Origin of the sequence: Rhizobium sp. AAP116, assembly GCF_001295785.1 — a bacterium.
Taxonomy (GTDB): Bacteria; Pseudomonadota; Alphaproteobacteria; order Rhizobiales; family Rhizobiaceae; genus Allorhizobium.
This window is the reverse complement of sequence record NZ_LJIB01000020.1, coordinates 33,164-59,225: the sequence shown is the minus strand read 5'-3', so window position 1 is coordinate 59,225 and position 26,062 is coordinate 33,164. Positions and strand designations below refer to the sequence as shown.

The following is a 26,062-nucleotide window of genomic DNA, read 5'->3' as shown; positions in this document are numbered from 1 at the left end:
CATGGGCTCACCCTTGATTCTCGCGTCGGGCAGCACGGCGCGCCAGATGCTTTTGAAAAATGCCGGCCTCGGCTTTATCGCGATCCCGGCGACGGTGGATGAAAGAGCGATCGAGGAAAACCTGCCGCTCGCAGGACGAGACCCGGTATCGGTTGCCCGGCACCTGGCGCTGGCCAAGGCCATGGATGTGTCGGAGCGCGCTCCAGGCGCCTTCGTCATCGGCTGCGACCAAACCATGTCTCTCGGAAACCAGATCTTTCACAAGGCCGCTTCTCTGGATGAGGCACGGCAGACCTTGATCAGCCTGCGCGGCAAGGCACACTTCCTGAATAGCGCAGTCTGTCTGGTTCGGGATGGCGAGTTGATCTGGAGCGACGTGACGAAAGCCTGCATGCAGGTTCGTGACTTTTCAGATGAGTTCCTGGACGGCTACATCGAGCGCAACGGCAAGTCGATCTTGTCCAGCGTCGGCTGCTATCAGCTCGAAGGGGAGGGCATTCAGCTCTTTGATGCCATCGCCGGCGACTATTTCACCATTCTCGGCCTACCGCTTTTGCCTCTCCTCGCAGCCCTTCGTCAGCACGAGATTAACCATGCGTGATTCACGTGAAACATCTTTTGCTCGTGCTTTTGTCGCCGGCTATCCAATCAAGCATTCTCGCTCGCCTGTGATCCATGGGCACTGGCTTCAATCCTACGGTCTGCCGGGTACCTATGAGAAGATTGCGGTGGCCCCGGAGGACTTTGGCGATTTCATGCTTCGTCTCAAAGACGCCGACAGTCCCTATCGGGGTGGCAACATCACGATCCCGCACAAGGAGGCGGCGAGCAGACTTGCCGATCGGATTGACCCGGTGGCAGAAGAGCTCGGAGCAGCCAATACGCTCTGGCGTGAAGACGGCTTGCTTCACGCGACGAACACCGACGGCATCGGCTTTGTTGCAAATCTCGATGCACAGCACCCGGGATGGGATAAGGTCGATCGCGCCGTGGTTCTGGGAGCAGGGGGAGCCAGCCGTGCCATTCTGCAGGCTCTTCGTGATCGCGGCATCTCAGAAGTTCATGTCGTCAACCGGACGGTCGATCGCGCCCGGGAACTCGTGGACAGGTTCGGGGCACCGCTCCATGCGCACGGCATGGACGCCCTCAATTCCCTTCTGGAAGGTGCCGGGCTGTTCGTGAACACGACATCTTTGGGCATGGATGGCTCGGCTGCGCCGCTTCTTCCCTTTGACAGGATGAAGAACGACGCCCTTATCACCGATATCGTCTACGTCCCTTTGAAGACACCCTTCCTTCAGCAGGCAGAGCAGATTGGTCTGCCGACGGTCGATGGTCTTGGCATGCTTCTGCACCAGGCCGTGCCAGGATTTGAACGATGGTTCGGACAAAAGCCCGAAGTGACTGCTGAGTTGCGCCAACTCGTGCTCGACGACATCGAGGCGCACTCATGATCATCGTGGGGCTCACAGGCTCGATCGGCATGGGCAAGTCCACAACGGCTGCGCTCTTTGCCGACGAAGGTGTGCCCGTCAATGATGCGGATCGCGTGGTTCACGAACTCTACCGCTCGGAAGCCGTCGAGCCCGTCGCACGCATCTTCCCCGATACCATTGTCGACGGCGTTGTCGATCGCGCCAAACTGTCGGCGAATCTGGCAAAGAATCCGGCTAAATTTAAAGAGCTCGAAGCGATCGTGCATCCTCTGGTGCGGAAGAGGGAATTGACTTTTCTCGAGCAGCAACGCGCACTCGGCCAAGCTTTCGTCCTGCTCGACATTCCCTTGTTGTTCGAGACCGGCGGTGAAAAGCGTGTTGACCGGATCGTTGTCGTGAGTTGCGAACCCGAGATGCAGAGAGCGCGGGTGCTGGCACGGCCGGGGATGACCGAAGAGAAGTTCCAGTTGATCCTCTCCAGGCAGGTTCCGGACGCACAGAAGCGTGCGAGGGCCGATTACGTCATTGATACCGGTCACGGGATTGACAGCGCGCGGGCGCAGGTCAAAACGATCGTCAAAGAACTACGCGAACAGGCGGAGCGGACAGACAATGCGTGAGATCATCTTCGATACGGAAACGACCGGGCTCGACAACAAGGCCGACCGGGTGATCGAAATCGGTGGCATCGAATTGTTCAATCATTTTCCGACCGGTCGCACCTTTCATGTCTACATAAACCCTGCCGACCGAAAGGTTCATCCCGATGCATTGGCGGTGCACGGCATCACCGACGAATTTCTGAAGGACAAGCCGGTCTTCGCAGAGATCGTTTCCGAGCTCCAGGAATTCTTCGAAGGCGCCAAGTGGATCGCGCACAACGCCTCATTCGACATGGGTTTCATCAACGCTGAGTTCGAGCGCCTGAGCCTCGCACCGGTCCCGTCCGATATGGTGATCGACACGCTGGCGCTCGCACGCCGCAAGCATCCGATGGGGCCGAACTCGCTGGACGCCCTCTGCCGTCGATACGGCATCGACAACTCGCACCGTACGAAGCACGGCGCTCTGCTCGACTCCGAACTGCTGGCCGAAGTCTATATCGAGATGCTCGGCGGGCGGCAGGCAGCACTGGGTCTGACGACCATCGACACGCGCCGGAGCCAGACGAGCGAAGTCGATGACGTGATCGAGATCAGCTACGACCGTCCGCGTGCTCTTGCACCACGTCTCTCCGCGGCCGAGGTGGAAGGCCATGCCAAACTCGTCGGGCGTCTTGGCGGCAAAGCGATCTGGTCAAAATACGACGCATGAAAAAAGGGCCCAAAAGGGCCCTTTGCTTTGGCAGATAGAGAATGCCGTCTCAGTTCGGCACCGACTGCGTCTTCGCGCGGGACTGCTCTTCGGCAACACGCTGAGCGAACATCTGGGCGAAGTCGATCGGATCGATCATCAGCGGCGGGAAGCCACCGTTGCGGGTCGCGTCGGCGATGATCTGACGGGCAAACGGGAAGAGCAGGCGCGGGCACTCGATGAAGAGAACCGGCAGCATGTGTTCCTGCGGGAAGCCTGAGATGCGGAAGACGCCGCCATAGATCAGTTCGGTCACGAACACGACCTTGTCGCCATCCTTGGCTTCCGCATTCAGCGCCAGGACGACGTCGAAGTCGTTGTCGGAAAGCGGGTTTGCATTGACATTGACGTTTATGTTGATGGCCGGCGCCTTGTCGCGCGCTTGAAGCGAGCGGGGTGCACCCGGATTTTCAAACGAAAAATCCTTGATGTACTGGGCGAGAATATTGAGGGACGGAGAAGCCGTTCCCTGATTGTTGTCGGCCATAGGGCGTGTCCTTGAAGATGAATTGCTAAGGCCATCTAACATTTGAAACTGGCGCTTACAACCCTGCCGGCCAGTGCCGCGGAGCGTCAGTCGCGGCCGATCCGCGGATCGCGCCAGGGCGAGTTCGGGTCGGGTTCACGCTGATACTCGTCGTCGCCGAGGTCGACCACATTCTCGTCTTTTGGGCGGTTTGTCCTGAAACCTGCCTCGGAAAAACTGCTGCGGACAACGAGCCGCGGCTTGATCACACGCCAGGCGAGATCACGAACGAAGGGCAGGAAGAGCAGAATTCCAATGATATCGCCGAAGAAGCCGGGCACGATCAGAAGAAAGGCAGCAACCACCAGAAGGGCACCGTGAACCAGTTCCCGTCCGGGATCCATGCCGCGCTGCGCCTCGCTCTGCAATCGGCGCAGGATACCCGCCCCCTGATAGCGGAGCAGTACGACACCTGCGAAGGCCGCGAGAATGATCAGCGCCAGGGTCGGCAACACGCCGATGGCTTGTCCGACCAGGATAAAGCTGGCGATTTCAATGAGTGGTGCGATGAGAAAAAGCACCAGGGGAAGGCGCATGGGCTGCTCCAAACGCCTTTGTGATCCGGATATCGCAAGAGTCGGCGCTTACTCGATGCAAAGAATGCATTGCGCCATTTGAATGATGCGGCGCTGCGGACTATATGGGAGAAGGAAAAATCAAATTCAATCAAGCCTGGCGGTATTCATGGGGTCTAGTGATTTCGTTACATTGTTCTTCCTGGTCGCGGCGGTACTGATCTTCTTTCAGCTCCGTAGCGTGCTTGGACGACGCACGGGCCATGAAAAGCCGCCGTTCGATCCGTTCGCACAGCGCGATCTGGCCAAGGGTGCAGCGCGAGACGATGGCAAGGTTGTCACCCTTCCGCGCCGTGAGGATGGCAACGCTGAAGATCGCTATGTGGCCGTGGACGCCTACGCGCCTGCCGGCACAGCCCTGAACGATCAGTTGCGCGAACTTCTGCGCCACGACGCGAGCTTCAACCCGAAGGAATTCCTGAACGGTGCCAAGATCGCTTACGAGATGATCGTCATGGCCTATGCCGATGGCGACCGGAAGGCTTTGAAAGGACTGCTCTCCCGCGAGGTCTTCGACGGTTTCGAAAGCGCAATCGCCGATCGCGAGAGCCGCGGCGAGATCGTGAAGTCGACTTTTGTCGGCATCGAGAAGGCGGACATCATCCAGGCATCCGCTCGTGAAAACGAGGAGCAGGTGACCGTTCGCATCGTCAGCCAGTTGATCACGGCCACCTACGACAAGGCAGGCGTCATCATTGATGGCGATGCCGAGGCGGTGTCCGAGGTGAACGACGTGTGGACCTTCGCCCGCGATGTGCGCTCGCGCGATCCGAACTGGAAGCTGATCGCGACCGAAGCAGAACAATGACCGATCTCAGCGCCTGTCGTCTGAGGCCGGCATCCTTCGATGATCTGCCCGGCTGGTCATCCGACGATCCGTCATCGCTTTGGCCTGCCTTGACCGACTGTAGGAGATACCTGCAGTCGGTCAAACCATATAAGCCAGGTGCCTTGGGACTGACCGCCGAAGATCTGATGCCTCTGCTGGACGCTGCATCGACGCACAGTCCGGACAACGCAGCTCAGGCGCGGCTTTTCTTCGAACAGCGAACGCGACCCTTCCTGGTCGAGCCCAGCGGCCAAAACGCAGGTCTGGTCACGGCATTCTACGAGCCTGAAGTCGCTGTCAGCGATCAGCCCGATGACGAATACCGCCATCCCTTCTATCGTCGTCCTCTGGATCTCGTAGACGTGGATGACGCCAACCGAACCGCCGACCTCGACGCCGGTTACGCATTCGCTCTACGCACAGACGATGGCCTCAAGCCGTATCCGGATCGCCGCGACATTGATCGGGGCTGGCTCGAGGGCAGGGGGCTCGAAATCGCCTGGGCTCGCTCGAAGGTCGATGTGTTCTTCGCCCATGTCCAGGGTGCTGCACGGTTGCGATATCCCGATGGACGCCTGCGTCGGATAACCTATGCGGCCAAGGCTGGTCATCCTTTCTCCGGCATCGGGCGCCTGCTGATCGATGGGGGGGAGATCCCGGAGGTCAATATCTCCATGCAGTCGATTCGGGCCTGGCTCGCTGCACATCCGGATCGCGTGGACGAGATCCTCTGGCACAACCGATCCTACATCTTCTTCCGGGAGGCGGAGGTTGACGATCTCACCCGTGGTCCGATTGCGGCCGCCAAGGTACCGCTGATTGCGGGCCGATCTCTCGCGGTCGATCGCCAGATCCATACTTTCGGATTTCCTTTCTTCATCCATGCCAAGGGATTGACGCATATGGATGGCGGACGCGATTTCGCGCGGACCATGCTGGCGCTCGATACCGGTTCTGCAATCGTCGGACCTGCACGCGGGGATATCTTTACGGGCTCCGGAGACGAGGCGGGCGAGTTGGCAGGGGCCGTGCGCAACACGGCCGACTTCTATATACTCATCCCGAAGCAGGCGGCAGAGAGGTTTGTCTGAGTGTCGGGTGGACCAAAGCTCAATCCGGAAGATCGCATCCTCTGGGGCAAGGTCGCGCGTTCGACCCGCCCGATGCCCGGACGTATGGAAGACCTGCTGAGTTTCGAAGAGCAGTTCGAGACTCCGGTAGAAGAGAAGGACGTGCCCGCTCTCAATCGGACTGCCATCTCATCGTTGAGTGCGAGCACCGATCCTGATCGCAAATCCGCACCCCGAATCCACCACCCCCTCGAAAAACCGGTCAAGCGCAAGCTCTCTCGCGGTCACCTGGCGCTTGAAGCTCGGATCGATCTGCACGGACTGATCCAGAGTGAGGCGCATGGAATGCTGCTCGATTTCCTCATCCGGGCGCATGATCGGGGTTTGCGCCATGTCCTCGTGATTACTGGCAAGGGAAGCTCGCTGGGGAGTGAAGGCGCCTTGAAGCGCGCGGTGCCGCTCTGGTTTTCCCTGCCGGAATTCCGTTTCCTGATTTCCTCCTACGAGCCTGCCGCACGTCAGCATGGCGGGGAGGGGGCTCTCTATGTGCGGCTCGCCCGCCGCGGACAGGAGCGCTGATGACGCCTTTCGGTGACGCGTTACGGCAGTTGCGGGAACGCAAGGGTGTCTCTCAGAAGGAGATGGCCGCAGCGATCGGGGTCTCTCCAGCCTATCTCTCGGCACTCGAACACGGCCGGCGCGGCCTACCAAATTTCGACTTTCTCCAGCGCGTTGCAGGCTATTTCAATATTATCTGGGACGAGGCGGAGGAGCTCTTCTCGACGGCCGGCCGTTCCGATCCCCGAGTGGTGGTGGACACATCAGGCATGAAGCCGGAATACACGGCTTTCGCCAACGATCTTTCGAAGCTGATTCGCCAGCTCTCCCCGGATGTGATACGAGACATGCAGGATATTCTGGATGGCGCCAAAAAACGGCCGTGATGGGGTTGAAAAGCCCTCTCTATCCACCAGAAACAACGCCCTCGCCTTTGGAACTCAGGCCAAAACCCCTATAGTCGGGGCACTTGAAGCTGCTGATTCGAATCAGCTGGGCCTTTGAGAATTGACTGGAAAGATTGCTGAATGACCGACTTGCCGATCGCGGAAAATGATGCACCGGCCGAATATGGCGCTGACTCGATCAAGGTTCTGAAGGGACTGGACGCCGTCCGCAAGCGCCCCGGCATGTATATCGGTGACACCGACGACGGCTCGGGTCTTCACCACATGGTCTATGAAGTCGTCGACAACGCGATCGATGAGGCCCTGGCTGGTCACGCTGACATCGTCACGGTCACCTTGAACGCGGATGGTTCGGTCACGGTAACCGACAACGGTCGCGGTATTCCGACGGATATTCACACCGGCGAAGGCGTTTCGGCTGCCGAGGTCATCATGACCCAGCTGCATGCCGGCGGTAAGTTCGACCAGAATTCCTACAAAGTCTCCGGCGGTCTGCACGGCGTCGGCGTATCCGTCGTCAATGCGCTATCGGTCAAACTCACCCTCAAGATCCGCCGCAACAACAAGCTGCATGAAATCACTTTTACCCATGGCGTAGCCGACGGTCCGCTGAAGGTGATCGGTGAATATGAGGGCCGTTCGGGAACGGAAGTCACCTTCCTTCCGAGCACCGAGACCTTCACCAAGGTCGATTTCGACTATGGAACGCTCGAGCATCGCCTTCGCGAGCTCGCCTTCCTGAATTCCGGTGTCCGCATTCTTCTGACCGACAAGCGCAAGTCCGACATCCGCCAGGAAGAGATGCTCTATGACGGCGGTCTCGAAGCCTTTGTCCGCTATCTCGATCGCTCCAAGAAGCCGCTCGTCGACAAGCCTGTCGCCATCAAGGGTGAGAAGGATGGGATCACCGTCGAAGTCGCCATGTGGTGGAATGACAGCTACCACGAGAATGTGCTCTGCTTCACCAACAACATTCCCCAACGCGACGGCGGCACCCATATGGCCGGCTTCCGCGCCGCTCTGACCCGTCAGGTGACGTCCTATGCGGATAGCTCGGGCATCACCAAGAAGGAGAAGGTGTCGCTGCAGGGTGAAGACTGCCGCGAAGGTCTTTCGGCTGTCCTCTCGGTAAAGGTACCGGATCCGAAGTTCTCGTCCCAGACGAAAGACAAGCTCGTTTCGTCCGAGGTACGCCCGGTCGTCGAAAACCTCGTCAACGAAGCGCTCAGCACCTGGTTCGAGGAACACCCGACGGAAGCCAAGATCCTGGTCGGCAAGGTGGTCGAGGCCGCTGTTGCCCGCGAAGCCGCTCGCAAGGCGCGTGAACTCACCCGCCGCAAGGGCGCACTCGATATCGCTTCTCTGCCCGGCAAGCTCGCCGACTGCTCCGAGCGCGATCCGGCCAAATCCGAACTCTTCCTCGTCGAGGGTGACTCGGCAGGTGGCTCCGCGAAGCAGGGCCGTTCGCGCGAAAACCAGGCGATCCTGCCGCTGCGTGGTAAGATCCTCAACGTCGAGCGCGCCCGCTTCGACAAGATGCTCTCGAGCCAGGAAATCGGCACGCTGATCACAGCGCTCGGCACATCCATCGGCAAGGACGAGTTCAACGCCGACAAGCTGCGCTACCACAAGATCATCATCATGACCGATGCTGACGTCGACGGCGCACATATCAGAACGCTTCTGCTGACATTCTTCTTCCGTCAGATGCCGGAGCTCATCGAGCGTGGCCATCTCTACATCGCCCAGCCGCCGCTCTATAAGGTCTCGCGCGGCAAGTCCGTCCAGTACCTGAAGGACGAGAAGGCGCTGGAAGACTATCTGATCACCATGGGTCTCGAAGAGGCAACGCTGACGCTCGCCAATGGTGAAGTCCGCGCCGGCCAGGACCTGCGCGACGTGATCCAGGACGCGTTGCGTCTGCGGTCACTCATCGACGGCCTGCATTCCCGCTACAACCGCAATGTCATCGAGCAGGCTGCCATCGCCGGCGCGCTGAACCCGGAGCTGACGGGTAACCGCCAGCAGGCCGAAGCGACCGCAGCGCTGGTCGCGAGCCGTCTCGACATGATCGCCGAAGACACCGAACGTGGCTGGCAGGGCTTCGTCACCGACGAAGGCGGCCTTCGCTTCGAGCGCATGGTCCGCGGCGTCAAGGAAGTGGCCTCAGTCGATGTCGCCCTCATCGGATCGGCGGACGCTCGCCACATGGACCAGATGTCCGCCCGCCTGCGTGAGATATACTCCGAACCGCCGGTTCTCACCCGTAAGGACGGCCGTAGCGACATGTCCGGCCCGCGCGCCCTTCTTGATTCGATCTTTGCAACCGGTCGCAAGGGCCTTTCCATGCAACGATACAAGGGCTTGGGCGAAATGAATGCCGAGCAGCTCTGGGAAACCACGCTCGACCCGAATGTCCGCTCTTTACTTCAGGTCCGGGTCAACGACGCGACCGACGCCGACGGCCTGTTCTCGCGCCTGATGGGCGACGAGGTCGAACCTCGTCGCGAGTTCATTCAGGACAACGCGCTCAGCGTCGCCAACCTCGACATCTGAGATCTGCAGATAGCAAGTCAAAAGGGCCGCTCCTCAGGAGCGGCCCTTTTTCTTGATCAACAGGTTTCGTTGTTGAGATGGTTAACGTGATTCACGTGAAACCATGAATGCGCGGGCTCAGAAACGTCCCTCGAATGCCACTTCAGCCAGAGCCTTGCGACCATTCGGCGTTTCCTTCGAACGCAGACCCTCCGGCAAAGCTTCCTTGTCACCCAGCTTTCCGATGGCCACCGCTGCATTGATGTGGAAACCGTCAGGCGCGCCCAGCTCGGAGACGGCCCGATCGAAGTCGAAGCCGGTCATTGCGTGGGCAAAATAGCCCGACTTGATGGCCTGAACCGAGAGCAGACCCCAGGCAGCACCCGCGTCGAAACTGTGGCTGCGATAGGACTTCGGCTCCGAACCATCAGCCGGACGGCTCAGCGTGTCGGAAAAGATGAAGACGAGGGCCGCGGCATTCTTGGCCCAACCCTGGTTGAACTCGATCAAGATATCGAGAAACTTGTCGAACTCAGGTGTTCCCTTCAGGGCGTAGATGAAGCGCCAGGGCTGGTAGTTGAACGCTGACGGCGCCCAATGCGCGGCATCGAGGATGGTCAGGAGATCTTCCTTCGGCATCGTGCTTCCGTCAAACGCACGCGGCGACCATCGATCGAGAAAGATCGGATCGACATTGTATTCGGACTGGCGGTGATTGCTGCTGGTCATGGTGTTCCTTCACACATGTCTTGGGATGACGGATGGAACAAACATCAATTCGCAAGCCTCGGAAAGGGTCGCGGCTGCAAATTCGGGTGAACACTGTGATCGTTGTTTAACCCCGCGCCGGGGGAGGAACTTTAAGGCTTTTCGAACATCATCCGAAGTCATGAGACGTTGTGTGCTGCGAAAGGAGGGATAATCCGGGCTTTTGCGATGCACAAAGTCTGTTAGTGTAGCGAATGAACGAGGACCCTCTGGTCCGACAAAAAGGTACAGAACCCATGTTCTATCAGCTCTATGAACTGAACCATGCATTCATGGCGCCATTCCGGGCAACAGCGGACGCCATGAACCTGGCATGGAGAAACCCGCTCAACCCTTGGTCCCATACGGTCGTCGGGCGTTCATTCTCAGCGGGCTTTGAAGTTTTCGAACGTGTGACGCGCCGCTACGGCAAGCCGGCCTTCGGTCTCCCGACAACCAGGATCGGGGATGAAAGCGTCACGGTCGAGGAAGAAATCGTCTGGCGCAAGCCTTTCTGCGATCTGATCCATTTCAAGCGCCATCTTCCAGCCGGCACCGAAAAGGGTCCGCGCATCCTCATCGTCGCACCCATGTCGGGCCACTACGCGACCTTGCTCCGTGGGACGGTCGAGGCACTGCTGCCGAGTGCGGACCTTTACATCACCGACTGGATCGATGCCCGTATGGTGCCGGTGACCGAAGGCGATTTCGATCTCGACGACTATATCGATTACGTCATCGACATCCTTCATCACCTCGGTCCTGACACCCATGTGGTCGCGGTCTGTCAGCCCTCCGTTCCCGTGCTGGCCGCCGTCGCCGTCATGGAAGGTGAGGGGGACGTCTGCGCACCGTCCTCGATGACACTCATGGGTGGCCCCATCGACACGCGCATCAACCCGACGGCCGTCAATCAACTGGCCCAGGACAAGCCGCTCGAATGGTTCCGCGACAACGTCATCATGCAGGTGCCGTGGCCGCAGCCCGGCTTCATGCGTCAGGTCTATCCGGGCTTCCTGCAGCTCTCGGGATTTATGTCGATGAACCTTGATCGGCACATGATTGCGCACAAGGAGTTTTACATGCACCTCGTCAAGAACGACGGGGAACCGGCCGAGAAGCACCGCGACTTCTACGATGAATATCTGGCGGTCATGGACCTCACGGCGGAATTCTATCTTCAGACCGTCGAGACGGTGTTCATCAAGCACTCCCTGCCCAAGGGTGAGATGATGCATCGCAACAAGCGCGTCGACACGACAGCGATCCGCAACGTCGCGCTTTTGACAGTCGAAGGCGAAAACGACGACATCTCGGGTCTCGGTCAGACCAAGGCGGCGCAGACGATCTGCACCAACATTCCCGACGATATGCGCCTGCACTACATGCAGCCTGACGTTGGCCACTACGGCGTCTTCAATGGCTCGCGTTTCCGTCGCGAAATCGCGCCGCGCATTGTCGAATTCGCCCGCACACACGGCAAGAAGGCCAAGACCACCAATCCGGTTAAGCGGGTCATCAAGGGCGGCAAGGCTCTCTGACATTTTCGTCATTCCGAATTTAAGAAGCGGATTCAGTCGGTTCTCCGATTGGGTCCGCTTCTTTCTTGAAGGGCAGGGCGGCATTTCCCACATCGAAACCATCGGACGGCATTCCGCTGTCCGCGCAAAACGAGGTTATCGATGATGAACCAGTCAGCACTGCTTCGGCCGGATTGGACTCCGGCAACCGTCGCCTTGATGGTGCTCGGCTTCATGGTCTTCTGGCCGCTCGGTGTGGCCATGCTTGCCTACATCCTGTTCGGCGAGAAGTTTCAGAACTTCAAGCGGGAAGCCAATCAGAAGGCGGATAGTGCCTTCGCCTGGTGCCGCTCCAACAGCTACACTGCGCCTGCCTCCACCGGCAACGTCGCCTTCGACGACTGGCGCAAGACCGAACTCGAGCGTCTCGACGCAGAACGTCGCCGTCTCGATGAAATGCGCGCCGAATTCGACAACTACGCCCGCGAACTGCGCCGGGCGAAGGACCAGGAAGAGTTCGACCGCTTCATGCGCGACCGTCAGCAGATGAAGACTTCAGGCGAGGGCGGTCCCGCCCAGGGTTTCACCGGCAACTGACCGGTCGAGCCATCCTGTCGCAACCGGGGTCGGCGCTCGTGCGCCGACCTTTTTTGTTGCAAGAAGAGCTCCCGAATCGGCTAGAACACACGCATGTTTCCCCTGCTGAAAAAGCTGACACCGCAGAGAACCCCGGCGATCCAGCTGGAGCGGGCGATTGCCGTGGATGGACGGTCCATTCCGCTGACCATCAGAAAGAACAGCCGCGCGACCCGCATCACGCTCAGGATCGAGCCCGGCGGGCGCGCTTTGAAGATGACAATTCCGCCAGGGCTGCGCGAACGGGACATCGATGACTTTCTCGATCGCCACCAGGGCTGGCTCAGCACCAAGCTCAAGCGCCAGAAAACGGTCGGCGCCATTGAGGATGGCGGAGACATTCTACTCCGAGGCATTCCCCATCGTATCGTCCATACAGGTCAGTTGCGCGGCCTGACCCAGTCGATCGACAGCGAGATTGGCCATGTCCTCAGCGTCAGCGGCCTCGAGGACCATCTGCCGAGGCGCGTCGCCGATTTCCTCAAGAAGGAAGCACGCCATGACCTCGAGCGCCTCGTGGCACTGCATGCCAGAAATGTCGGCAAGCCAGTCAAGAGCATGACGCTGAAGGATACCCGCAGCAGATGGGGATCCTGTTCCTGGGACGGCAAGCTGAGCTTCTCCTGGCGCATTGTCATGGCGCCGCCTCTGGTCATCGACTATCTCGCTGCCCACGAGGTTGCGCATTTGCGGGAGATGAACCACGGTCCGGCCTTCTGGGCACTTTGCAAGGAGCTCTGCCCACCCATGGACGAAGCGAAGTCCTGGCTGAAGCGTCATGGCTCGGCCCTTCATGCCATAGACTTCGACTGATTGACCCCGCGACCTTTCAGCCTCTGTCGCAAATTGGCTCGACTCTTTTTTGATTTCGTGCGACTTCGCTGCCATGAGACCCGATATCAAGATCTGCGGACTGAAGACGCCGGAGGCGGTCGATCGTGCGGCCGACCGCGGCGCGAGCCATATCGGCTTCATTTTCTTTGAAAAGAGCCCGCGCAACATCGAGCCTGATATCGCAGGCGTGCTCGCAGACCGCGTTCGCGGCCGGGTGAAGAGCGTCGCGGTGACAGTCGATGCAGATAATGACGATCTCGACGAGATTATTGCGCTTATGCGTCCTGATATCCTGCAGTTCCATGGCCACGAAAGCCCGGAACGGCTGCTGACAGTCAAGGCGGTCACCGGTCTTCCGATTATGAAGGCATTTTCCATTCGCGATGCCGATGACCTGAGGCGCATAGAGCCCTATATCGGGATTGCCGATCGTTTTCTCTTCGATGCCAAACCGCCTGTGGGCTCCGATTTGCCCGGCGGCAATGGCGTCACCTTCGATTGGCGTCTCTTGCGTTCGCTTGACGACAGCGTCGATTACATGCTTTCCGGAGGCCTCAACAAGGCCAATATCGCAGAGGCCCTGCGGGAAACCGGAGCACGGGCAATCGACGTATCCTCTGGCGTGGAATCTGCGCCGGGCGTCAAGGATCTGCAGATAATGGATGAGTTTTTTGCGGCCGTTGCCGAGGCAAGTCGTGCACAGCCGGTTTCAGGGAGTGTCAAGTGAACCAGTCACCGAAACCCAATTCCTTCCGTGAAGGTCCAGACGAAGACGGCCGCTTCGGCATCTTCGGTGGCCGTTTCGTCGCCGAGACGCTGATGCCGCTGATCCTGGACCTGCAGGCGGAATGGGAAAAGGCGAAGACGGATCCGGAATTCCAGGCCGAACTGGCGCATCTCAACACCCATTACACCGGTCGCCCAAGCCCGCTCTATTTCGCCGAGCGTCTGACGGAAGAACTCGGTGGCGCGAAGATCTACTTCAAGCGCGATGAGCTGAACCACACCGGTTCGCACAAGATCAACAACTGCCTCGGCCAGATCCTGCTCGCCAAGCGCATGGGCAAGACCCGTATCATCGCTGAAACCGGCGCCGGCCAGCATGGTGTGGCCTCTGCCACGGTCGCCGCTCGCTTCGGCATCCCTTGCGTCGTCTACATGGGCGCGACCGACGTCGAGCGCCAGGCGCCGAACGTTTTCCGCATGAAGCTGCTCGGTGCCGAGGTGAAGCCGGTAACCTCTGGCCATGGCACCCTCAAGGACGCAATGAACGAGGCGTTGCGCGACTGGGTCACCAATGTCGACGACACCTATTACATGATCGGCACAGCCGCCGGCCCGCATCCCTATCCGGAAATGGTCCGCGACTTCCAGTCGGTCATCGGCCGCGAAACGCGCGAGCAGATGCTGGCTGCGGAAGGCCGCCTGCCGGACATGCTGATTGCTGCCGTCGGTGGTGGTTCGAACGCGATCGGCCTCTTCCATCCCTTCCTCGATGACGAGAGTGTCCGCATCGTTGGCGTCGAAGCTGGTGGCAAGGGTCTCGAAGGCGAGGAGCACTGCGCTTCGCTGACCGCAGGTACGCCCGGCGTCCTGCATGGCAACCGCACCTATCTGCTGCAGGACGGCGACGGCCAGATCAAGGAAGGTCACTCGATCTCCGCCGGCCTCGATTATCCGGGTATTGGCCCGGAGCATTCCTGGCTGAAGGATATGGGCCGCGTCGAATACGTTCCGATCAGGGACGACGAGGCGCTCGCCGCCTTCCAGCTGCTGACGCGCACCGAAGGCATCATCCCGGCGCTCGAGCCGAGCCATGCGCTCGCCGAAGTCGTCAAGCGCGCCCCGAAGATGGACAAGGACCAGATCATTGTGATGAACCTCTGCGGCCGCGGCGACAAGGATATCTTCACTGTCGGCAAGATTCTCGGTATGGGGCTCTGATCATGACTGCGCGTATGGACCAACGTTTCGCTGCACTGAAAGCAGAAGGCCGCCCGGCTCTCGTCACCTATTTCATGGGTGGCGATCCGGACTACAACACGTCGCTCGCGATCATGAAGGCTCTGCCGGAAGCCGGCGCCGACGTTATCGAGCTCGGCATGCCCTTCTCGGATCCCATGGCCGATGGCCCGGCGATCCAGCTTGCCGGCCAGCGGGCCCTCAAAGCCGGCCAAACCCTCGTTCGCACGCTCGATCTGGCGCGTGAATTCCGCAAGACGGACAACGAAACGCCGATCGTCATGATGGGTTACTACAACCCGATCTACGTCTATGGCGTCGAGCGTTTCCTCGACGACGCATTGGCTGCCGGCATCGATGGCCTGATCGTTGTCGATCTGCCGCCGGAAATGGATGACGAACTTTGCATCCCGGCCCGTAGCCGGGACATCAACTTCATCCGTCTGGCAACCCCGACAACCGACGACAAGCGTTTGCCCACCGTTCTCAAGAACACCTCGGGCTTCGTGTATTACGTCTCGATGAACGGCATCACCGGTTCGGCACTGCCGGATCCCTCGCGTGTTGCCGGTGCCGTCCAGCGCATCAAGGCGCATACGGACCTGCCGATCTGCGTCGGCTTCGGCGTCAAGACCGCCGAGCATGCCCGCCTGATCGGCGCCAATGCCGATGGCGTCGTGGTTGGTACCGCGATCGTCAATCAGGTTGCTACAAATCTCACAGCCGATGGCAAAGCGACGGCGGATACGGTTCAGGCCGTCGCCACGCTGGTGCGCGGACTGGCAACCGGCGTGCGGTCTGCACGCCTTGCTGCTGCCGAATAAGCACCCCATATGGGCTTTAAATATCAGGAGTAAGCCGCGTGAATTGGATCACCAACTATGTGCGCCCGCGCATCAATTCCATGCTGGGCCGCCGCGAAGTTCCGGAAAATCTCTGGATCAAGTGCCCGGAAACGGGCGAGATGGTCTTCCATAAGGACCTGGAAGAGAACAAGTGGGTGATCCCGGCTTCCGGCTATCACATGAAGATGCCGGCGAAGTCGCGCCTGATCGATCTCTTCGACGGAGGCCAATTCGAAGCCCTGCCGCAGCCGAAAGTCGCGCAGGATCCGCTGAAGTTCCGCGATTCCAAGAAATACACCGACCGTCTTCGTGACAGCCGCGTGAAGACGGATCAGGAAGACACGATCGTTGCCGGCGTCGGCACGGTGCAGGGCCTGAAGCTCGTTGCCGTCGTCCACGAGTTCAACTTCATGGGCGGTTCGCTCGGCATTGCCGCTGGCGAAGCGATCGTGAAGGCCTTCGAACGCGCCATCAAGGAAAAGTGCCCGCTGGTCATGTTCCCGGCTTCGGGTGGCGCCCGCATGCAGGAGGGTATCCTCTCGCTGATGCAGCTGCCGCGCACCACGGTTGCCGTCGACATGCTGAAGGAAGCCGGCCAGCCCTACATCGTCGTCCTCACCAACCCGACTACGGGCGGCGTAACGGCATCTTACGCCATGCTGGGCGACCTCCACATTGCCGAACCGGGTGCCGAGATCTGCTTTGCCGGTAAGCGCGTTATCGAGCAGACGATCCGCGAGAAGTTGCCGGAAGGCTTCCAGACCTCTGAATACCTGCTGGAACACGGCATGGTCGACATGGTCGTCAAGCGTCACGACATTCCTGACACGCTCGCGCGCGTCCTGAAGATTATGACCAAGCGCCCTGCCAACGACACGGCGGTCCCTGCGAAGGTGGCAGAGCCGGTCGAGAAGGCCTCGGCCTGAGCCGCGTTTTCTGTGAGGCCGCGGTCGCGGAACGAAAGTGATGACAGCCCCCATCGTCAGCCAGGCCGATGCCGAGATCGAAAAACTCATGGGGCTGCACCCCAAGGGCTACGATCTGTCGCTCGACCGTATCCGCCGCCTCCTTGAGGTTCTGGGTAACCCGCATCTGAAGCTGCCGCCGGTCATTCATGTGGCCGGCACAAACGGCAAGGGGTCGGCCTCGGCCTTTTGCCGGGCGCTTCTGGAGGCCCAGGGCCTGTCCGTCCACGTCCACACCTCACCGCATCTGGTGCGCTGGCATGAGCGCTATCGCATCGGCGTAAAGGGTGGCCCCGGTCAGATCGTCGACGATGAACTGTTTGCCGATGCTCTGCGCCGCGTTGCCGAGGCAAACGGCGGCAAACCGATCACCGTCTTCGAGATCCTGACGGCGGTGACATTCATTCTCTTTTCCGAACAGCCTGCCGACGTCGTCGTGCTGGAGGTCGGTCTTGGCGGCCGCTTCGACGCCACCAATGTCGTCGAAAAGCCGGCTGTCTGCATCATTCAGCCGATCTCGCTCGATCATCAGGCCTATCTCGGCGATCGCGTCGAACTGATCGCCGCCGAAAAGGCCGGAATCATGAAGCGCGGCGTCCCCGTCGTGATTGGACACCAGGAGTTCGACGGCGCCAAGGATGTGCTGATCAGCACGGCCGAACGCCTCGGCTGTCCTCTCACCGTCTTCGCCCAGGATTTCCTGGCGTACGAAGAATTCGGACGGCTCGTCTACCAGGACGAATTCGGTCTGATGGACCTGCCGCTGCCGCGTCTGCCGGGTCGGCACCAGATCGGCAATGCCGCAACCGCCATCCGTGCGGTCAAGGCAGCCGGCTACTCCGTCACCGAAGAGATTGCCGAAAAGGCCATGCTGTCGGTCGAATGGCCGGGCCGCCTGCAGAAGCTCACCGAGGGTCGGCTGGTGGAGCGTGCGCCGGCCGGCGCTGAAATCTGGCTCGACGGAGGCCACAATCCCGGCGCAGGCGAAGTGATCGCGGAGGCCATGGCATCCATGGAAGAACGCCAGGCGCGACCGCTGCATCTGGTCATCGGCATGATCAACACCAAGGATCCGATCGGCTTCTTCCGCGCTTTCGTGGATATCGCCCATAACGTCTACACTGTCCCGATAACGGGCTCTGACGTTGGCCTCGACCCGGTGGCACTTGCCCAGTCGGCAGCTGAGGCTGGTTTGAAGGCCCTTCCGATGGAGTCGCTTGGCCAGGCGCTGGACGCAATCCGCGAACGCAGTGAAGATGGCGTTCCGCCCCGCATCATGATCGGCGGCTCGCTTTATCTGGCGGGCAATGTGCTCGCCGAAAACGGCACCATCCCCAAATGAAAAAAGCCCGGCTGTAACCGGGCTTTTTCTTTATTCATCAATGTAGTGAGGCTTATGCCGCACCGGCGATCCAGCTGGAAAGCGCAGTCTTCGGAGCCGCACCCACCTTGATATCGGCCACTTCACCACCCTTGAAGACGGCCAGCGTCGGGATCGAGCGAACACCGAACTGGGCAGCCAGTTCCGGGTTTTCATCGATGTTGAGCTTGGCGATCTTCACCTTGCCGGCGAGTTCGTTGGAGATTTCTTCGAGGCTCGGTGCAATCATTTTGCACGGGCCGCACCATTCGGCCCAGAAATCCACGACGACCGGTTCGGAAGCGTTGAGAACCTCGGCCTGGAAATTGGACTTGTCGACTTTAACGGTAGCCATGGGGCTCTCCCTTCATAAATACGGAATTGACTAGATATGTGATGCCGCGCGGCAGCAATTTCAATATGCGGTATCTCACGATGTTTCGAGGTCGGCAAGGGACCGCTGAAGAAGGCTTTCATCAAGGGGAATGAGGCTGCCGTTTTCGGTGTAGATCAGCCAGCATTCGACTTGTTTGCCGGGATAGAGCGGCTGCAGGATCTCGCGATAGATGGCGAGCTGCACCCGATGCGAGAGCGGGCATTGGGCCGCCTCCAGTGGTGGATTCCGGTTGGTCTTGTAGTCGGCGATGATCACCCGGTCGGCAAGCACGGTCATGCGGTCGATCCGGCCGGAGACCGCACGCAATTCTCCCTTCAGCCGCATCGTGCCCATGACCGAAACTTCCGCGCGACTGCCGGTATCGAACAGCGGGCGAAGCGCCTCGTCTTCGAGAACGGTGATCACGGTGGAGACCAACCTGGATCGCTGCTCAGCCGGCCAGAACCGGGCGGCCCGTTCCGCATAACGCTCGGCTGCCTCACGGCGGTCACCCTCCGGAACGCCGGGCAAGTTTTGCAGCATCCGATGGATGAGCCGCCCGCGCTGCAGAGCGAGATCCGCCTTTTCCGTCGTTGAGAACAGCGCAGAGGCCGTCAACGCATCCTCGTCTTCGTCGATGACGATGCTGCCGGCACCGGAGGGGCTGAGTGGTCTTGGCAGGCTGACCGGCGGTGGCAGCGGCTTCCAGAGCGTAGGCGGAAGGCTGTGGCTGTCCTCGCTTTCGGCGCCCTCTTCGGTCACCGGCAGATCATGCTCTGCCTCGCCGAGAGACCAGCGCAATCCGGTCCAGCTGCCATCTGGGCCGATGAATTCGACCTCTTTGCAGCGCGTTTCGTCAGCACTGAGCGCCCGCGCGATCATCTTGTGCCAGATCTCACCCGTGTCCTGCACGCCGCGATAGCCGCCCACGATGAGTCGGTCTGCAGCGCGGGTCATCGCGACATACAGCAGCCGGCGATATTCCTCCTCGGCCTGATCCTTGCGCCGATCCATGTCGCCAGCGGAGATCGAATTGCCGAGCGACTTCGACGGCACCCAGATCGGGAAGGGCAAGCCTTCAGCCGTTTCGATGATCCTGAGCTTTGCCACATGGTTCGAATTGAAGGGCTTCGAGCCGCCATCGATCAGGAAGACGATCGGCGCCTCAAGTCCCTTCGAGGCATGAACCGTCATGATCCGGACTTCGTTGCGCTCCTTGTCCTGTTCGCGCTTGACCTCAGGCGCTTCCATCTCGAGCGTCGAAACGAAGGATTGCAAGCCGGGCAATCCGCTGGTCTCGAAGGAGAGGGCAAAGGTCAGGAACTCGTCGATGATGTCGCTGACCTCGGAGCCTAGGCGCCCAAGATAGGCCCTTCGACCACCATGAACGCTGAGCACCCGGGCATAGAAATCATGGACGGAGTACTCCCGCGCCTGTTCGAGAAACAGTGTGAGGCGGTCGTAGGTCTTCTTCCAGGCTGTATCCGTCTCAGCCTGTTCTGTCAGTCTCGCCCAGAGGCTCTGCGCTTCCGGCCGCTCGGCAAGCTGCATCAAGTCGTCTTCGCTATGGTTGAAGAGCGGGCTCTTCAGGAGCGAAGCGAGCGACAGATCGTCTCCGGGCAGCAGCAGGAAACGCCCGAGCGCCAGCATGTCCTGCACGGCAATATGGCTTGTCAGCTTCAGGCGGTCTGCACCGGCGACCGGTACGTTATACGGGCGTTTCAGCGCGCGTGTCAGCGCATTGACGAAACCATCGCGCTTGCGCACGAGCACGAGAATGTCGCCCGGGCGGATCAGCCGCTTGTTGCCCTTCTCGATGATCGTTTCCCGTCCGACGATCTGGCTGATCTGATGCGCCACGCGTCGTGCGAGGATGGCCGAAGGTGCGCTTTCCGGCGTCGCATCGAAGGGGGCGGTCCAGTCCTCGTCTTTCTCCTGCTTCTCCGCCGCAATCATGTCCCAGACGTCGACTGTGCCGGGATGTCCGATCCGGCTCGACTGGTGGATGACGGGGTCCCCGCCGGCGCTGAGGCCCCGGCTGTTTTCCGGCAGGCTGAAGACCTGGTCGACCGCCGCGAGCACCGATTGCGTCGAGCGGAAGGAGAGCGGCAGACGCACCGTGTTGAAGCTTTGCCCGCTTTCGGTGACCGCGCGCGCAGTCTGGCTTGCCTCCTGCGAGAACTGCTCCGGGCGTGCGCCCTGGAAGGAATAGATCGACTGCTTCTCGTCCCCAACCGCAAAGAAGGTGCGGATCCCCGGCCGGGCACTCAAACCGGTAAAGAAGTCTTCGCGCAGCGACCGGATGACATCCCATTGCACTGGGCTCGTATCCTGCGCTTCGTCGACGAGGATATGGTCGATGCCCTGGTCCAGCTTGTAATGCACCCAGGCGCCGACATCGCCGCGCGTCAGAAGCCGCGCGGTTCGCACGATCAGATCCTCGAAATCGAGCTGCGAACGCCGCTTCTTCAGTTCCTCGTAGTCGGTGTCGAGACGCACGGCCAGCGTCAGTGCAGACCGCGTCGCCTCATACATGCGGAAGATCCGCAGCCCGTCCCGCATCGCGACCACATGATCCCGGGCCGCAATCACGGCATCCTTGAGATCCGGCGCCACCTTGGTCATGGCGGCGGCAATCAGCGAGCTGTCGGCCTTTGGCGCTTCCTGTGCCGTCAGGAAAGCCTGGTCCAGAAGCTTCGCTCGCTCCAGCGGATCGGCTTCCACCAGCGCCCGTTCCAGCACTTCCGCGACGGCCCGCACCTTCTCGCCGCCCTTTTCGAGGGCAAGCTGGATGTAGCGGCTGAAATTGCCCCCCGACAGGCCGGCAAGCGGCCAGTAATCCTCGGCACGGCTGGTCTCGCTCTCCAGCGGACCGATGCCAAGGCCCCTCCTTAAGGTCGCATCAAGCCCACCCGTCTTTTCTGCCCGCTGCCGGAAGTCTCTGACAGCATGGCGGTTGGCCACGGTATCGGCAATGAGGCCTTCGAGCCCGCTTTCATCGGCAATGCTCAAGACCTGCGAGAAGGCTTCGGCGAGTGCTGCATCATTCTCCGTCGATGTCGCGGTCAGCAGCAATCGCCGCGCTTCGGCAAGAACGGTCACGGCAGCTCGATCGTCGAGGACGTTGAAATGCCCGGCGACATTGGCTTCGAGTGGAAACTGGTGCAGCAACGCTTCGCAGAAGGCGTGGATCGTCTGGATCTTCAGGCCACCCGGCGTTTCCAGCGCCTTGGCGAACAGCCGCCGTGCGGCCGCGAGCGTCGCCCGATCCGGCTCCCTCTGCTCGATGGCCGCAATCCGCTTGGCCAGCTCCCGGTCATCCAGCGTCGCCCATTCCGCGAGGCGCTCGAATACGCGGTTCGACATTTCGGAGGCGGCGGCCTTGGTATAGGTGAGGCAGAGGATGGACGAGGGGCGGGCGCCGGCGAGCAGCAGCCGGATCACCCGCTGCGTCAGCACATGCGTCTTGCCGGAGCCGGCATTCGCCGACACCCAAGCCGACTGGCCGGGATGGGATGCGCGCGACTGGGCAAGCGTCGTCCAGCCGAGCCAGGCGGCGGGATCGTTGCCGGTCGGTAACTCGTCCAGGGCAAAGCGCTGATCACTCATCGCCGGCTCCTTCCTCGGCTTCCGCCGTCGACCATTCCGCGACGCGCGCCAGATGATCGTATTCGCCGCCATAGGCGTTCTGTTCGGCCGGGATGAGACGGGAGACGTAACCGCGCTCGCCGCTCTGCAGGGCCTGAACGAAACGGCCGAGTTCGTCGACCGATTGCGTGGCAAGCTCAAGCGCAGACTTCTTGTTGTCGCCCCGCGTCGCCATCTCGTTGTTCACCTGGTCCGCCGAGAAACGGTCGCCGGGCCGCAGACGCACATAGACAAGATTGAGAGGTTTCACGTCACCGGCAGGCTTGAAGGCGCCTTGGAGAAGGGCCGCCGCCTCCAGCGCCAATTGTGGGTCAAGCAGGCTGCGCGCCTGATTGGCGCTCGGGTTGAGGCCCGTCTTGTAGTCGATGATATCGGCAAAGCCGCCGCCTCGGATATCGATCCGGTCCGCTATTCCGCTAATGGTGATATCAACAGGGCGAAGCAGCACATTGCCTCTGACTTCCGTCAGCGAGCGCTTGATCTCCGGTCTCCGCTGCCGCTCCCAGCTGAGAAAGGCCGAGGCGACACTGTAGAAGCGCTGCCGCCAGACGATATCGATGTGCAACGGCAGAGCCTCCGTCAGGAACTCCTCATCGGTGATCCGGTGCAGGATATCGAGCGCGTCCAGCCGGGCCGGGTCATGATCCTCGCGGATAAACCGCTCGACGATACGGTGATAGAGAGTTCCACGCTCGGCCGCCCCCGGATCTTGGTTGAAGGGATCGACGGGATCGAGACGCAGGATTCGCCGCGCATAGATCGAGTAGGGATCGCGCCGGAAGCGTCCGACTTCGGAAAAACTGAAGGAGCGTGGCTGCAGTTCGGCGCGCGGTCGTGGCGCGGGGCGCTGTGCCGGTGCCTGGTTTTCGCCCTGGTCGATCAGGTCGGCATAGCGCCGATAGATCTGGCCACGCTTTCGCATCTCGTCTTCCAGCAGGAGCCCGCCGAGCGCCATCAGGCGCTGCAGCCAGCGCGAGGCAACCGTCGGTGCAGAGCCTTGGCGTAGCGAGCGCGAGAAGATCAGTTTCCGCGTGCCACAGGCCATCTGGAAGTCATGCGCCACCTGGCCGATCTGCCGTTCCGGCGGCTCAAGCCCGACTTCGGTCTTCATGACGCGCGACAGGAAGGGATTGTTCTTGGTCTGGCTTGGCCAGCTCCCCTCGTTCATGCCGCCGATGACCATCATGTCGACATTCTGCAGGCGCGCTTCGAGCGTCCCGAAGATGAACACGCGCGGATGCCGCATGGCGCGTGGCTTGACCGCCTGGCCGGCCATCAGCGCCGTCAAGATATCCACCCATTGCGGGCCGTCGGCCTCGATCTGCCCGTCCGTCTCCAGAACCTCGGCGAGAAGGCGTGCCAGAGCCTCTCCCGCCGCATCGCCCCAGAGACCGGCAAGGTCACCCCGCTCGTCGACAGTGACGGCTTCCAGCACGCGGCCCGTGCGCTCTGCCCAATCGCTGACGGTCAATCTCTGCGACAGCACGCGCCCGTCGGTCGACCGGATGACCGACGAGACGAGCGGTTCGACCGCTGAGGTGACACGGTTGGCCAAGAGACGAGCGAGTTCGATCTCCTCCGGCGCAATCGAGATGCGCCATTGCGGCTTGTGGCGGTCCGCCAGATGCGCTTCGAGCCCTTCGGCAAACAGCGGTTCCATCTCCGCAAGGTCGAGGCTCTTCATGCCTCCGCGCAGCGCGATGCGTTCGAGCGCATCGGCGGCCTTGCGCATGTCTTCGGCCGTGAAGCCGAAGCGTGCCAGCGGATGCTTGATGAGCGAGACGATCGCCACAGGGTCACCCGGACGCAGGCAGGCCTCGGCCACCACCTGGGTCAGCATGGCAGCCTGGGTCCCGGTCATCGGCGTGCCCGCCGAATCATCCGCCTCGATCCCGAACCGCGCGAGCTCGGACATGACACGCCGCGCCAGCGCGCGATCGGGCGTGATCAGCGCCACCCGGCTTTCGGGATTGTCGGAAACCTCTTCGAGCCCCAGCCGGAGCGCAATTGCAATCGCCGTTGCTTCTTCGCGCTCATTGGCCGTCTCGATCAGGGCGACATCGCGAAATGCCGCGAGCAGGCGTGAATCGTCGATATCCTGCCGCCAGGCCTTCCAGGTGTCGGTCGCCTCGGCGGGCGCCATGGCACGCGACAGAAATTCGGCTCGATCCCGGAGCGCCGGATCGGAGGCTTCGAGAGCCTGAACATCGGCGCGTTCAAGTTTCATATGCCGCAGCAGATGGGCAAGGCCATATTGCGGATGCCCGCGCACGGCAGGGCTTGGACGTATCACGGAGATCTCGCGATCGTTGAGCTTCGCCCAGTCCTCGTCCGGCATGTCGAGGTCGAGCCCGGGCAGCACCACGACACCCTGGTCGAGTTCTGCAATTGCGGCAATGAGCTCGGCCGCTGCCGGGATCGAGCCGGTCGAACCTGCAACGATGACGGGACCGGAAGCACCCTGTCTGCGGAATCGCTCGGCCTCGGCCCTCAGCACCGCATCGCGGTGGCGGGCCGGAGACGACCGCACCAGCTCCTGCAGCCGTGCAGGCCAGAACAGGGTCGCAATTTTCAGAAACTCCAGTGTCAGCTGCCACCAGGAGCCGAAGTCGGCCGATTGAAGGCTCTCCAATTCCGTCCAGTCGCAACCTTCCGTCTCGGCTGCTTCGATCAGCTCCACCAGCGCCCGTGCCAGCCAGACGGCATCTGCCGGGCTCGCCGGTGCCACGAGCGGCGTGTCCGAATGGATTGACCGGACGATCTCCGGCAGCTGGTTGCGCCAGGCAAGGATCAGCCGGGCAAGTTCCAGAAGCATGACGGTGCCGCTCACCGGCGGGGCAAGATCCATCAGCTGCGGCGCATCGAGATCGAAGAAGCCACTGTCGTCATCCGTCTCGCCGAGCGTGCGAATGTCGGGAAGGATCGCCGCGCGACCACCGAGCAGATCGACGAATTCCGAGCGCAGCACGCGTGCCGCGCGTCGGGTCGGAACGAGCAGAGTGACGCCTGCCAGAGAAAGCGGATCGGTCGGGTCGTAGCGAAAACAGTCGGTGAGACGGCCGTCGAGCAGCGCTTCCGTCAGCGTCCTGAGAAAGGGCCGGCCTGGAGGGATCGTCAGCAGACGCGGCGCCTTGCTCACCATCTCAACTGCTCCCGCCGTAGCGGGCCACCACGGCTTCGGCAGGCGCGATCGCGTCAGGGGTGCCGACGGTCAGCCACTGTCCATTAAGGTCCGTGCCGAAGAGCCGACCAGCGGCAATCGCACGATCGAAATAGATGTTGAGGTTGAAGGGGCCATCCGGCGCATCGTCGAAGAGATGCGGCATCAGCGCTAAGGCCCCGGCATAGACGACCGGGTTCGGTGCGCCCGAGACATAGCGGGTGAGCTTGCCGTCATCCGCCATCGAGAAATCGTTCTTGCCGTTGTGGCCCGTGGTCCGTTCCTGCTCGACACAGAGCATCGCAATGTCCATCCGGGAGGGATCGAACTGTTGCGCCAGCCGGACAAGATTGCGCGGCTCATCATCCCGTTCTCCGACCCAGAACAGGTCCGCATTCATGACGAGTGCCGGCTGGTCTTGGTCCAGCAGCTTGAGGCCCTTGGCCAGACCACCGCCCGAATCCATCAACCGCTCCCGTTCGTCGGAGATCCGGATCTCGGCCCGTGTCTCCCCGGCGAGATGGGCCTCCATCTGATCGGCATGGTGATGCACGTTGACGACCACCGTCTTGACACCGGTTTCAACAAGCGCGTCGAGCACATAGTCGATCATCGGCTTTCCGCCGATCTGAACCAGCGGCTTCGGGGTCGTCTCTGTAATGGGGCGCATCCGCGTACCGAGTCCGGCCGCGAGCACCATGGCTTGCTTGATGATCATTT

General features: G+C 61.1%; 24 protein-coding genes. 17 read left to right on the top strand and 7 right to left on the bottom strand.

Annotated features, from left to right (window positions below; genetic code table 11):
- The first annotated feature begins 1 nt into the window (after position 1).
- The 4 genes from IP85_RS12515 to dnaQ are packed head-to-tail and all read left to right on the top strand — an operon-like array spanning position 2 to position 2,750.
- Positions 2–601 (top strand): Maf family protein, encoded by a 600-nt coding sequence (locus IP85_RS12515; protein WP_054150014.1) that lies wholly within the window; start codon positions 2–4, stop codon positions 599–601.
- Positions 594–1,454, top strand: coding sequence for a shikimate dehydrogenase (locus IP85_RS12510; RefSeq protein ID WP_054150013.1), 861 nt, complete (start codon positions 594–596; stop codon positions 1,452–1,454). Before IP85_RS12515 ends, IP85_RS12510 begins: the two co-directional genes overlap by 8 nt.
- Complete coding sequence (gene coaE / locus IP85_RS12505) at positions 1,451–2,056, top strand: dephospho-CoA kinase (RefSeq protein WP_054150012.1); 606 nt, start codon at positions 1,451–1,453, stop codon at positions 2,054–2,056. Before IP85_RS12510 ends, coaE begins: the two co-directional genes overlap by 4 nt.
- Entirely contained in the window at positions 2,049–2,750 is a 702-nt protein-coding gene (dnaQ, locus tag IP85_RS12500) for a DNA polymerase III subunit epsilon (protein ID WP_054150011.1), read from the top strand. The genes coaE and dnaQ overlap by 8 nt, the downstream gene beginning before the upstream one ends.
- A gap of 49 nt (positions 2,751–2,799) precedes the next feature.
- Here dnaQ and secB read toward each other — a convergent pair whose 3' ends face one another.
- Positions 2,800–3,276, bottom strand: coding sequence for a protein-export chaperone SecB (gene secB / locus IP85_RS12495; protein WP_054150010.1), 477 nt, complete (start codon positions 3,274–3,276; stop codon positions 2,800–2,802).
- Between the two features lie 86 nt (positions 3,277–3,362).
- A complete protein-coding gene (locus IP85_RS12490; protein WP_054150009.1) occupies positions 3,363–3,851 on the bottom strand; it encodes an FxsA family protein in 489 nt (162 codons plus the stop codon).
- A 148-nt stretch (positions 3,852–3,999) separates the two neighbouring features.
- Between IP85_RS12490 and IP85_RS12485 the strand changes: the two genes are divergently transcribed.
- The 5 genes from IP85_RS12485 to gyrB all read left to right on the top strand — a co-directional run bounded on the left by IP85_RS12485 (position 4,000) and on the right by gyrB (position 9,310).
- Positions 4,000–4,698, top strand: coding sequence for a Tim44/TimA family putative adaptor protein (locus IP85_RS12485; RefSeq protein WP_054150008.1), 699 nt, complete (start codon positions 4,000–4,002; stop codon positions 4,696–4,698).
- Positions 4,695–5,810, top strand: a complete 1,116-nt coding sequence (locus tag IP85_RS12480) for a murein transglycosylase A (RefSeq protein WP_054150007.1) — start codon at positions 4,695–4,697, stop codon at positions 5,808–5,810. The genes IP85_RS12485 and IP85_RS12480 overlap by 4 nt, the downstream gene beginning before the upstream one ends.
- A complete protein-coding gene (locus IP85_RS12475) occupies positions 5,811–6,368 on the top strand; it encodes a Smr/MutS family protein (RefSeq protein ID WP_054150006.1) in 558 nt (185 codons plus the stop codon).
- The gene (locus IP85_RS12470) at positions 6,368–6,733 is read left to right on the top strand and encodes a helix-turn-helix domain-containing protein (RefSeq protein ID WP_054150005.1); all 366 of its coding nucleotides are present in this window, start codon (positions 6,368–6,370) and stop codon (positions 6,731–6,733) included. Before IP85_RS12475 ends, IP85_RS12470 begins: the two co-directional genes overlap by 1 nt.
- A 141-nt stretch (positions 6,734–6,874) precedes the next feature.
- The gene (gyrB, locus tag IP85_RS12465; RefSeq protein WP_054150004.1) at positions 6,875–9,310 is read left to right on the top strand and encodes a DNA topoisomerase (ATP-hydrolyzing) subunit B; all 2,436 of its coding nucleotides are present in this window, start codon (positions 6,875–6,877) and stop codon (positions 9,308–9,310) included.
- 117 nt (positions 9,311–9,427) lie between these two features.
- Here the strand turns inward: gyrB and IP85_RS12460 are convergent, their stop codons facing one another.
- Positions 9,428–10,018, bottom strand: coding sequence for a nitroreductase family protein (locus IP85_RS12460; RefSeq protein WP_054150003.1), 591 nt, complete (start codon positions 10,016–10,018; stop codon positions 9,428–9,430).
- A gap of 275 nt (positions 10,019–10,293) precedes the next feature.
- Here IP85_RS12460 and IP85_RS12455 point away from each other — a divergent pair, with 275 nt between their 5' ends.
- The 8 genes from IP85_RS12455 to IP85_RS12420 all read left to right on the top strand — a co-directional run bounded on the left by IP85_RS12455 (position 10,294) and on the right by IP85_RS12420 (position 18,140).
- Positions 10,294–11,577, top strand: coding sequence for a polyhydroxyalkanoate depolymerase (locus tag IP85_RS12455; protein WP_054150002.1), 1,284 nt, complete (start codon positions 10,294–10,296; stop codon positions 11,575–11,577).
- A gap of 144 nt (positions 11,578–11,721) precedes the next feature.
- The gene (locus tag IP85_RS12450; RefSeq protein ID WP_054150077.1) at positions 11,722–12,153 is read left to right on the top strand and encodes a DUF2852 domain-containing protein; all 432 of its coding nucleotides are present in this window, start codon (positions 11,722–11,724) and stop codon (positions 12,151–12,153) included.
- A 93-nt stretch (positions 12,154–12,246) separates the two neighbouring features.
- Complete coding sequence (locus tag IP85_RS12445; RefSeq protein ID WP_054150001.1) at positions 12,247–13,005, top strand: SprT family zinc-dependent metalloprotease; 759 nt, start codon at positions 12,247–12,249, stop codon at positions 13,003–13,005.
- Positions 13,006–13,078: 73 nt separating this feature from the next.
- The gene (locus IP85_RS12440) at positions 13,079–13,753 is read left to right on the top strand and encodes a phosphoribosylanthranilate isomerase (protein WP_054150000.1); all 675 of its coding nucleotides are present in this window, start codon (positions 13,079–13,081) and stop codon (positions 13,751–13,753) included.
- A complete protein-coding gene (gene trpB / locus IP85_RS12435) occupies positions 13,750–14,970 on the top strand; it encodes a tryptophan synthase subunit beta (RefSeq protein ID WP_054149999.1) in 1,221 nt (406 codons plus the stop codon). Before IP85_RS12440 ends, trpB begins: the two co-directional genes overlap by 4 nt.
- Positions 14,971–14,972: 2 nt before the next feature.
- A complete protein-coding gene (trpA, locus tag IP85_RS12430) occupies positions 14,973–15,812 on the top strand; it encodes a tryptophan synthase subunit alpha (RefSeq protein WP_054149998.1) in 840 nt (279 codons plus the stop codon).
- Positions 15,813–15,850: 38 nt separating this feature from the next.
- Positions 15,851–16,759 (top strand): acetyl-CoA carboxylase, carboxyltransferase subunit beta, encoded by a 909-nt coding sequence (gene accD, locus IP85_RS12425; RefSeq protein ID WP_054149997.1) that lies wholly within the window; start codon positions 15,851–15,853, stop codon positions 16,757–16,759.
- 40 nt (positions 16,760–16,799) lie between these two features.
- Positions 16,800–18,140: a folylpolyglutamate synthase/dihydrofolate synthase family protein gene (locus tag IP85_RS12420; RefSeq protein ID WP_054149996.1), complete on the top strand. Its 1,341-nt coding sequence runs from the start codon at positions 16,800–16,802 to the stop codon at positions 18,138–18,140.
- Positions 18,141–18,192: 52 nt separating this feature from the next.
- On the opposite strand, the gene trxA is transcribed toward IP85_RS12420, so the two are convergent.
- From trxA to IP85_RS12400, 4 genes are all read right to left on the bottom strand, one after another.
- Positions 18,193–18,513 carry a thioredoxin gene (gene trxA / locus IP85_RS12415; protein WP_006724193.1) on the bottom strand — a complete coding sequence of 107 codons (321 nt, stop codon included), beginning with the start codon at positions 18,511–18,513 and terminating at the stop codon, positions 18,193–18,195.
- Positions 18,514–18,588: 75 nt separating this feature from the next.
- Complete coding sequence (addA, locus tag IP85_RS12410; protein WP_054149995.1) at positions 18,589–22,143, bottom strand: double-strand break repair helicase AddA; 3,555 nt, start codon at positions 22,141–22,143, stop codon at positions 18,589–18,591.
- A complete protein-coding gene (gene addB, locus IP85_RS12405; protein ID WP_054149994.1) occupies positions 22,136–25,324 on the bottom strand; it encodes a double-strand break repair protein AddB in 3,189 nt (1,062 codons plus the stop codon). The genes addA and addB overlap by 8 nt, the downstream gene beginning before the upstream one ends.
- Position 25,325: 1 nt before the next feature.
- Positions 25,326–26,060 carry a nucleotidyltransferase family protein gene (locus IP85_RS12400; protein WP_054149993.1) on the bottom strand — a complete coding sequence of 245 codons (735 nt, stop codon included), beginning with the start codon at positions 26,058–26,060 and terminating at the stop codon, positions 25,326–25,328.
- Positions 26,061–26,062 lie beyond the last annotated feature (2 nt).

Coding starts and splice junctions, on each gene's coding strand:
- IP85_RS12515 (WP_054150014.1), top strand. CDS start 2: ATGGGCTCACCCTTGATTCTCGCGTCGGGCAGCACGGCGCGCCAGATG.
- IP85_RS12510 (WP_054150013.1), top strand. CDS start 594: ATGCGTGATTCACGTGAAACATCTTTTGCTCGTGCTTTTGTCGCCGGC.
- coaE (WP_054150012.1), top strand. CDS start 1,451: ATGATCATCGTGGGGCTCACAGGCTCGATCGGCATGGGCAAGTCCACA.
- dnaQ (WP_054150011.1), top strand. CDS start 2,049: ATGCGTGAGATCATCTTCGATACGGAAACGACCGGGCTCGACAACAAG.
- secB (WP_054150010.1), bottom strand. CDS start 3,276: ATGGCCGACAACAATCAGGGAACGGCTTCTCCGTCCCTCAATATTCTC.
- IP85_RS12490 (WP_054150009.1), bottom strand. CDS start 3,851: ATGCGCCTTCCCCTGGTGCTTTTTCTCATCGCACCACTCATTGAAATC.
- IP85_RS12485 (WP_054150008.1), top strand. CDS start 4,000: ATGGGGTCTAGTGATTTCGTTACATTGTTCTTCCTGGTCGCGGCGGTA.
- IP85_RS12480 (WP_054150007.1), top strand. CDS start 4,695: ATGACCGATCTCAGCGCCTGTCGTCTGAGGCCGGCATCCTTCGATGAT.
- IP85_RS12470 (WP_054150005.1), top strand. CDS start 6,368: ATGACGCCTTTCGGTGACGCGTTACGGCAGTTGCGGGAACGCAAGGGT.
- gyrB (WP_054150004.1), top strand. CDS start 6,875: ATGACCGACTTGCCGATCGCGGAAAATGATGCACCGGCCGAATATGGC.
- IP85_RS12460 (WP_054150003.1), bottom strand. CDS start 10,018: ATGACCAGCAGCAATCACCGCCAGTCCGAATACAATGTCGATCCGATC.
- IP85_RS12455 (WP_054150002.1), top strand. CDS start 10,294: ATGTTCTATCAGCTCTATGAACTGAACCATGCATTCATGGCGCCATTC.
- IP85_RS12450 (WP_054150077.1), top strand. CDS start 11,722: ATGAACCAGTCAGCACTGCTTCGGCCGGATTGGACTCCGGCAACCGTC.
- IP85_RS12445 (WP_054150001.1), top strand. CDS start 12,247: ATGTTTCCCCTGCTGAAAAAGCTGACACCGCAGAGAACCCCGGCGATC.
- IP85_RS12440 (WP_054150000.1), top strand. CDS start 13,079: ATGAGACCCGATATCAAGATCTGCGGACTGAAGACGCCGGAGGCGGTC.
- trpA (WP_054149998.1), top strand. CDS start 14,973: ATGACTGCGCGTATGGACCAACGTTTCGCTGCACTGAAAGCAGAAGGC.
- IP85_RS12420 (WP_054149996.1), top strand. CDS start 16,800: ATGACAGCCCCCATCGTCAGCCAGGCCGATGCCGAGATCGAAAAACTC.
- trxA (WP_006724193.1), bottom strand. CDS start 18,513: ATGGCTACCGTTAAAGTCGACAAGTCCAATTTCCAGGCCGAGGTTCTC.
- addA (WP_054149995.1), bottom strand. CDS start 22,143: ATGAGTGATCAGCGCTTTGCCCTGGACGAGTTACCGACCGGCAACGAT.
- addB (WP_054149994.1), bottom strand. CDS start 25,324: ATGGTGAGCAAGGCGCCGCGTCTGCTGACGATCCCTCCAGGCCGGCCC.
- IP85_RS12400 (WP_054149993.1), bottom strand. CDS start 26,060: ATGATCATCAAGCAAGCCATGGTGCTCGCGGCCGGACTCGGTACGCGG.